This window comes from Kitasatospora sp. NPDC059571, from assembly GCF_042735675.1.
GTDB lineage: Bacteria > Actinomycetota > Actinomycetes > Streptomycetales > Streptomycetaceae > Kitasatospora.
The window spans coordinates 13,153-20,738 of sequence record NZ_JBHWBW010000100.1 but is presented as its reverse complement, the minus strand read 5'-3'; the positions used below and the strand labels follow the sequence as shown (position 1 = coordinate 20,738).

The following is a 7,586-nucleotide window of genomic DNA, read 5'->3' as shown; positions in this document are numbered from 1 at the left end:
GCCGCCGACCACCACCGAGCCGCCCGGGGCCCACCGCCCGGGGCGGCTCGCGGCGCACCGGGGCGGTGCGGCGGCCGTTGACAACGCGGGGGCCCGGCGACGAAGCTAAGCAAGCGCTTAGTCAGCGCTGTCCGTCCGACCAGTCCTTCCCGAGGCGAGGGCCCATGAGCGACACCCCCGAGACCCCACCCGGTCTCGACCTGGCACGGCTGCGCGAGCGGCTCGACGCGGACCTGCCCGGCACGGTCACCGGACCGCTGGGCGCCCGGCTCTTCGAGGGCGGCCGGTCCAACCTGACCTACCTCCTGGACGACGGCACCGCCCGCTGGGTGCTGCGCCGCCCCCCGCTCGGCCACGTGCTCGCCACCGCGCACGACATGACCCGCGAGTACACCGTCCTCGCCGCTCTGCACCCCACCCGGGTGCCGGTGCCGAAGCCGCTGCTGCTGGTCGAGGACACCGAGGTGATCGGCGCGCCGTTCTACCTGATGGAGCACGTCGACGGCACCCCGCACCGGGACGCCGCCGCCCTGGCCGCCCTCGGCCCCGAGCGGGTCCACGCGCTCGGCCTGCACCTCGTCGACACCCTGGTCGACCTGCACGCCGTCGACCCGGCCGAGGTGGGGCTCGCCGCCTTCGGCCGCCCCGAGGGCTTCCTGGAGCGCCAGCTGCGCCGCTGGGGCAAGCAGCTGGACGCCTCGCGCAGCCGCGAGGTGGCCGGCATCGACGACCTGCACGAGCAGCTCGCCCGCACCCTGCCCGCCTCCCCCGCACCCGCCCTGGTGCACGGCGACTACCGGCTGGACAACGTCCTGGTCGGCGGCGACGACCGGATCCGGGCCGTGCTGGACTGGGAGATGTCCACCCTCGGCGACCCGCTCACCGACCTCGGCCTGCTCGTGATGTACACCGAGCTCGCCCGCCGCTTCAACGGCGTCCTGCCCGGCGCCGCGCTCGCCCCCGGCTTCCCCGGCGCCGCCGAGCTGGTCGCCCGCTACGCCGCCGGCTCCGGCCGGGACGTCTCCGCGCTCGGCTGGTACACCGGCTTCGCCTCGTTCAAGCTCGCGGTCGTCCTGGAGGGCATCCACTACCGCTGGACCCAGGGCGGAACGGTCGGCGCCGGCTTCGACCGGGTCGGCGAACTCGTCCCGCTGTTCGTGCAGTTCGGCCTCACCGCACTCAAGGAGCGCTGACCCGTGGACTTCTCCTTCGACACCCGCACCGAGGAGCTCCGCTCCCGACTGCTCGCCTTCATGGACGAGCACGTCCACCCGGCCGAGCCGGTGCTCGCCGCCCAGCTCGCCGACCCGGCCCGCGAGCCGTGGACGATCCCGCCCGTCGTCGCCGAACTCCAGGCCGCCGCACGGGAGCGCGGCCTGTGGAACCTCTTCCTGCCCGGCGAGTCCGGCGCCGGCCTCACCAACCTCCAGTACGCGCCGCTCGCCGAGATCACCGGCCGCTCGGTGCTGCTCGCCCCGGCCGCGCTCAACTGCGCCGCCCCGGACACCGGCAACATGGAGGTGCTGGACCAGTTCGGCAGCGCCGAGCAGCGCAAGCAGTGGCTGGAGCCGCTGCTCGCCGGCGAGATCCGCTCGGCCTTCGCGATGACCGAGCCGGAGGTCGCCTCCTCGGACGCCTCCAACATCACCACCCGGATCGAGCGGGACGGCGACGACTACGTCGTCAACGGCCGCAAGTGGTACATCACCGGCGCGATGAACCCGAACTGCCGGATCTTCATCGTCATGGGCAAGACCGACCCCACCGCCGCCAAGCACCGCCAGCAGTCGATGATCCTGGTGCCGCGCGACACCCCCGGGGTCACCGTGAAGCGCGGCATGACCGTCTTCGGCTACGACGACCAGGACCACGGCGGCCACGCCGAGGTGATCTTCGAGGACGTCCGGGTGCCCGCCGCCAACCTCATCGGCGAGGAGGGCTCCGGCTTCGCGATCGCCCAGGCCCGGCTCGGACCGGGCCGCATCCACCACTGCATGCGCGCCCTCGGCATCGCCGAGCGGGCCCTGGAGCTGATGTGCCGCCGGGTCACCGAGCGGGTCGCCTTCGGCCGGCCGCTGGCCGACCAGGGCGTGGTGCAGGAGTGGATCGCCGAGTCCCGGGTGCGGATCGAGCAGGCCCGGCTGCTGGTGCTGAAGACCGCCTGGCTGATGGACACCGTCGGCAACCGCGGTGCGCACACCGAGATCCAGGCCATCAAGATCATCGTCCCGCAGACCGTCGAGTGGATCCTCGACAAGGCCGTCCAGGCGCACGGTGCCGCCGGCGTCAGCCAGGACACCCCGCTCGCCCAGCTCTGGGCCGGCAACCGCACCCTGCGCCTGGCCGACGGCCCGGACGAGGTGCACCGCCGCTCGCTCGCCCGCCGCGAGCTGGCGCGCTACCAGACGAAGGAGGGCTGACATGGAGTCCGAGCTCCGCGACCGCGTCGCCCGGCTGCTCGCCGACCACGACCCCGCCACCACCGACCGGACGGAGTTCCTGCGCGCCCGCTTCGACGCCGGACTCGCCTGGGTGCACTTCCCCGAGGGCCTCGGCGGCCTCGGCGCCCCGCGCACCCTCCAGGCCGCGGTGGACGCCGAACTCGCCGCCGCCGGGGCGCCCGACAACGACCCCCGCCGGATCGGCATCGGGCTCGGCATGGCCGCGCCGACCGTCCTGAAGTACGGCACCGAGCTGCAGCGGCGCCGCTTCCTGCGGCCGCTGTGGACCGGCGAGGAGGTGTGGTGCCAGCTGTTCTCCGAGCCCGGCGCCGGCTCCGACCTCGCCGCGCTCGGCACCCGCGCCGTCCGCGACGGCGACGACTGGGTGGTGGACGGCCAGAAGGTGTGGACCTCCAGCGCGCACACCGCCCGCTGGGCCATCCTGATCGCCCGCACCGACCCGGACGTGCCCAAGCACCAGGGCATCACCTACTTCGTCTGCGACATGACCGACCCCGGGGTGGAGGTCCGCCCGCTGCGGCAGATCACCGGCGAGGCCGAGTTCAACGAGGTGTTCCTGACGGGCGTGCGGATCCCCGACGCGCACCGGCTCGGCGCGGTCGGCGAGGGCTGGCAGGTCGCCCAGACCACCCTCAACAACGAGCGGGTCGCCATCGGCGGCCAGGCCGCGCCGCGCGAGGCCGGCATGGTCGGCGTGGTCGCCGCCGCCTGGCGCGAACGGCCCGAACTGCGCACCCACGACCTCCACCAGCGCCTGCTCAAGGGCTGGGTGGACGCCGAGGTCGCCCGGCTCACCGGCGAGCGGCTGCGCCAGCAGCTGGCCCTCGGCCAGCCCGGCCCGGAGGGCGCCGCGATGAAGCTCGCCTTCGCCCGCCTCGCCCAGGAGCTCAGCGGCCTGGAGGTCGAACTGCTCGGCGAGGACGGCCTGGCGTACGACGACTGGACGATGCGCCGGCCCGAGCTGGTGGACTTCACCGGCCGCGAGGCCGGCTACCGCTACCTGCGGGCCAAGGGCAACTCCATCGAGGGCGGCACCTCCGAGATCCTGCGGAACATCATCGCCGAGCGGGTGCTCGGCCTGCCCGGCGAGCCGCGCGCCGACAAGAACGTGCCCTGGAAGGAGCTGCCGCGATGACCGCAGACCTGCTGTACTCCGAGGTCGAGGAGGAGCTCCGGGCCAGCGTCCGGGCGCTGCTCGCCGACCACTGCACCCCGGCCGCGGTGCTGGCGCGCTGCGAGGGCCCGGCCCCGTACGACCCGGCGCTGTGGCGCAAGCTCGCCGCGGACCTCGGCGCCGCCGGGCTGCAGGTGCCGGAGGGCTCCGGCGGCGCGGGTGCCTCGCTGCGCGAGAGTGCCGTCGTCCTGGAGGAGCTGGGCCGCAGTGCGGCGCCGGTGCCGTTCCTGGGCAGCGCGGTGCTGGCCACCACGGCGCTGCTGGCGGCCTGCCCGGCCGATCCGCTGCTGCCCGCGCTGGCCGAGGGCGTGCGGACGGCGGCACTGGCCGTCCCGCTGTCGGCCGCACCCGGTTCGGCCTTCCCGGCCGGCGTCCGGGTGGACGGCGCCGGCACCCTCGGCGGCCGGATCACCTCGGTCGCCGACGCGCTGACCGCCGACGTCCTCGTGGTGCCGGCGGTCGGCCCCGACGGACCGGCGCTCTACGCGGTGGAGGCGGCCGCGGCCGGCCTCGCGGTGGTGCGGCGCACCTCGCTGGACCTCACCCGGCCGATCGCCGACGTGACGCTGACCGGCGTGCCGGGCCGGCGGCTGGCCACGGGCGCCGACGCCGGGGCCGCCCTGCAGCAGGCCCTGCTGACCGGCGCCGGGCTGCTCGCCTCCGAGCAGCTGGGCATCGCCGAGTGGTGCCTGGCCACCACGGTGGCGTACCTGAAGGAGCGGACCCAGTTCGCCCGCCCGCTCGGCTCCTTCCAGGCGCTCAAGCACCGGCTGGCCGACCTGTGGCTGGAGACGGTCGGGGCGCGGGCGGCCGCCCGGTACGCGGCCGACACCCTCGCGCGCGGCGACGCGGACGCGCCGGTCGCGGTGGCCGTCGCCCAGGCGCACTGCGGGGCGCTCGCGGTGCGGGCCGCCGAGGAGTGCGTGCAGCTGCACGGCGGCATCGGGATGACCTGGGAGCACCCCGCGCACCTCTACCTCAAGCGGGCCAAGGCGGACCAGATCGCGCTCGGCACGCCGGGGCACCACCGCGGCGCGCTCGCCGACCTGGTCGACCTGGCGGCGCCGGGCGGCGGACCCTCCGTCACGCGCCGCCGTCCGCGCCGCCGTCCGCACCTCCCCGGCCGACCCGGGGGGCGGGACACGCGGGCGGCGGCGCGCGGCGTCCGGCGGGCCGCCCCGGCCTACGATGGTGATCAGCTCGCCGCCGTCCGGTCGCGCACCGGGGGAAGATCAGGTGCGCGCGTGGTCGCGCTGGTCGTCAGCATGGGAACGCTGTTCGCCTGGGCCCTGGTGGCCGGCCGGCTCGCGCGCTGGAGCATCACCGCCCCGGTCGCGATGACCGCGGCGGGCGTGGCGCTCACCGTCGGACCGCACCCGCTGGTGCGGATCACCCTGACCACCACGGACGCCGAGCGGGCCGTCGAGATCATCCTCGCCGTGCTGCTGTTCACCGACGCGACCCAGGTGCCGGCCGGCGTCGTACGAGGCCAGCGCAGGCTGCTGACCCGGCTGCTCGCGGTCGCGCTGCCGCTGACCCTGGTGGCCGGCACGCTGGCCGGCGCCCTGCTGTTCCCTTCCGGGGGGTGGTGGCTCGCGGCGCTGTTCGCCGCGGTGACCGTGCCCGTCGACCTCGCCCCGGCCGCGGAGCTGATCCGGGACGCCCGGGTGCCGGCCTGGCTGCGCGGTGTGCTGACCGTGGAGAGCGGGCTCAACGACGGCATCGTCGCACCGGTCTTCCTGCTCTGCCTGGCCGCCGTCGAGGCGCACGGCGGGGCGCCGGAGAGCGTCGGCGAGTCGCTCGCCGACGCGGTCTCGGCACTGCTCTGGGCGGTGCTGGCCGGCGTGCTGGTGGGCCGGCCCGGCGGCCTGCTGCTGCGCGGGGCCTGGCGGGCCGGCTGGACCGGCCCGGCAGCGGTCCGGCTCGGGATCCTGGCCCTGCCACTGGGCGCGTACGGGCTGGCGCTGGTGCTCGACGGCAACGGCTTCATCGCGGCGTTCACGGCCGGCCTGTTCTTCACCCCGGCCGCCCGGGCGCTGCCGCCGCAGACCCTGCACCTGGTGGAGGACGTCGGGACGCTGCTGTCGCTGGCACTCTGGTTCGTCTTCGGGGAGCTGGTCACCCAGGCGTTCACCGGCGACTTCGACGGCCGGGTGGTGGCGTACGCGGTGCTGTCGCTCACCGTGGTGCGGGCCGGACCGGTCCTGCTCGGCCTGGTCGGCAGCGGCCTGGACCGGGCCGACCGGCTGCTGCTGGCCTGGCTGGGTCCGCGCGGCCCGGCCTCGATCGTCTTCGGCCTGCTCGCCTTCATCGCCCTGGCGCAGGACGATCCGCACGACGCGGACCTGGTCGGCCAGGTGATGACCATGACCGTGCTGATGAGCCTCGTCCTGCACGGGCTGACCTACGGCCCGCTGAGCACCCGGTACGCCCGGGCCCGGGAGCGGCTGACGGCCTCCCGAGCCGAGCCATAGGCTTCGAAAGTTTTCGGCGGCGCCGATCCACGCCTCGGTCTGTCATTCTGACCGCCCGTCAACGACTGGCGATTCCTTCCCCTCCATCCGGCCGATGACCAGCAAGTGTCAGCTCCGCCAAGCCTTTTGGGCGAGCCGATACTTTCGCCGCTTCTGCCGAAAGTGTTGACACCCCGACAGGCCGGATCAACACTGTTCGCCGTTGACAGTCCTCGGCCACGGCTGACGCGCTGTCATGTCCCGGCGCCGAGCGCGCCGTCGGGCGGTGTCAGGCCGCCCGATCCCCGCCGATCCCACCAGGAGGAAGCACCCGCATGAACGAGTCCCCTGCCCGAGCGGAGCGCCGTCGGGCCGGTCCGCCCCGCCGGCCCGGCCACCTGCGGTCCGCCGTCAGCAGCGCCTGCGTGCTGGCCCTGGTCGCCGTGGCCGCGATGATCGCGCCCGGCACCGCCAGCGCCGACACCACCGTCTCCTCGAACCAGACCGGCACCAACAACGGCTACTACTACTCGTACTGGAGCGACGGCGGCGGGTCGGTCTCGATGAACCTGGGATCCGGCGGCAACTACAGCACCTCGTGGAGCAACAGCGGGAACTTCGTCGCCGGCAAGGGCTGGAGCACCGGCGGACGGCAGAGCGTGAACTACTCGGGCACCTTCAACCCGTCCGGCAACGCCTACCTGTCGCTCTACGGATGGACGACCAACCCGCTGGTCGAGTACTACATCGTCGACAACTACGGCACCTACAAACCCACGGGCACCTACAAGGGCACCGTCACCAGCGACGGGGGCACGTACGACATCTACGAGACGACCCGCACCAACGCCCCCTCCATCGTGGGCACCGCGACCTTCAACCAGTACTGGAGCGTCCGGCAGTCGAAGCGCACCGGCGGCACCATCACCACCGGCAACCACTTCGACGCCTGGGCGAGCCACGGGATGAATCTGGGCACCTTCAACTACATGATCCTCGCGACCGAGGGCTACCAGAGCAGCGGGAACTCCAACATCACGCTGGGCACCTCGTCCGGGGGCGGCTCCGGCGGCACGGGCGGCGGCGGCGCCGGCAGCGGTTGCACCGCCACGCTCTCCGCGGGCCAGCAGTGGAGCGACCGCTACAACCTCAACGTCACGGTCACCGGCGCCACCAACTGGACCGTCACCATGAACGTCCCCTCCCCCGAGAAGATCACCTCCACCTGGAACATCACCGCCGCCTACCCCGGCGCCCAGGTCCTGACCGCCAAACCCAACGGCAACGGCAACACCTGGGGCGTCACCCTCCAGACCAACGGCACCTGGACCTGGCCCACCGTCACCTGCACCGCCACCTGACACCTGACACCTGACACCGGGAGCACCCCACCGCGCCGGGGGGGGGGGGGGGGGCGGGCGGGGGTGGCAGGGGGTCAGGGGGGCCCGGTGTCGTATACACAACTGTCGCGGCCGACGCGAGTGGGGGTGTTGATAT

General features: G+C 74.2%; 5 protein-coding genes and 1 pseudogene. All 6 read left to right on the top strand.

All coding sequences use genetic code 11. The annotated features are described in order from the left end of the window. Positions 1-164 precede the first annotated feature (164 nt). Entirely contained in the window at positions 165-1,193 is a 1,029-nt protein-coding gene (locus ACFV0G_RS14510) for a phosphotransferase family protein (protein ID WP_380546455.1), read from the top strand. Positions 1,194-1,196: 3 nt separating this feature from the next. Next, positions 1,197-2,420, top strand: a complete 1,224-nt coding sequence (locus tag ACFV0G_RS14505; protein WP_380546454.1) for an acyl-CoA dehydrogenase family protein — start codon at positions 1,197-1,199, stop codon at positions 2,418-2,420. A gap of 1 nt (position 2,421) precedes the next feature. Next, positions 2,422-3,597 carry an acyl-CoA dehydrogenase family protein gene (locus tag ACFV0G_RS14500; RefSeq protein WP_380546452.1) on the top strand — a complete coding sequence of 392 codons (1,176 nt, stop codon included), beginning with the start codon at positions 2,422-2,424 and terminating at the stop codon, positions 3,595-3,597. Further along, a pseudogene (locus tag ACFV0G_RS14495) lies at positions 3,594-4,703 on the top strand (acyl-CoA dehydrogenase family protein); the annotation flags it as partial. The gene ACFV0G_RS14500 and the pseudogene ACFV0G_RS14495, both read left to right, overlap by 4 nt. Before the next feature lie 198 nt (positions 4,704-4,901). Continuing rightward, positions 4,902-6,110, top strand: a complete 1,209-nt coding sequence (locus ACFV0G_RS14490; protein ID WP_380546461.1) for a cation:proton antiporter — start codon at positions 4,902-4,904, stop codon at positions 6,108-6,110. A 431-nt stretch (positions 6,111-6,541) separates the two neighbouring features. Then, positions 6,542-7,450 carry a glycoside hydrolase family 11 protein gene (locus ACFV0G_RS14485; protein ID WP_380546459.1) on the top strand — a complete coding sequence of 303 codons (909 nt, stop codon included), beginning with the start codon at positions 6,542-6,544 and terminating at the stop codon, positions 7,448-7,450. Positions 7,451-7,586: the final 136 nt, after the last annotated feature.

Excerpts from the sequence above, each read along its gene's own strand:
- ACFV0G_RS14510 (WP_380546455.1), top strand. The coding sequence starts at position 165 with ATGAGCGACACCCCCGAGACCCCACCCGGTCTCGACCTGGCACGGCTG.
- ACFV0G_RS14500 (WP_380546452.1), top strand. The coding sequence starts at position 2,422 with ATGGAGTCCGAGCTCCGCGACCGCGTCGCCCGGCTGCTCGCCGACCAC.
- ACFV0G_RS14485 (WP_380546459.1), top strand. The coding sequence starts at position 6,542 with ATGATCGCGCCCGGCACCGCCAGCGCCGACACCACCGTCTCCTCGAAC.
- ACFV0G_RS14490 (WP_380546461.1), top strand. The coding sequence starts at position 4,902 with ATGGGAACGCTGTTCGCCTGGGCCCTGGTGGCCGGCCGGCTCGCGCGC.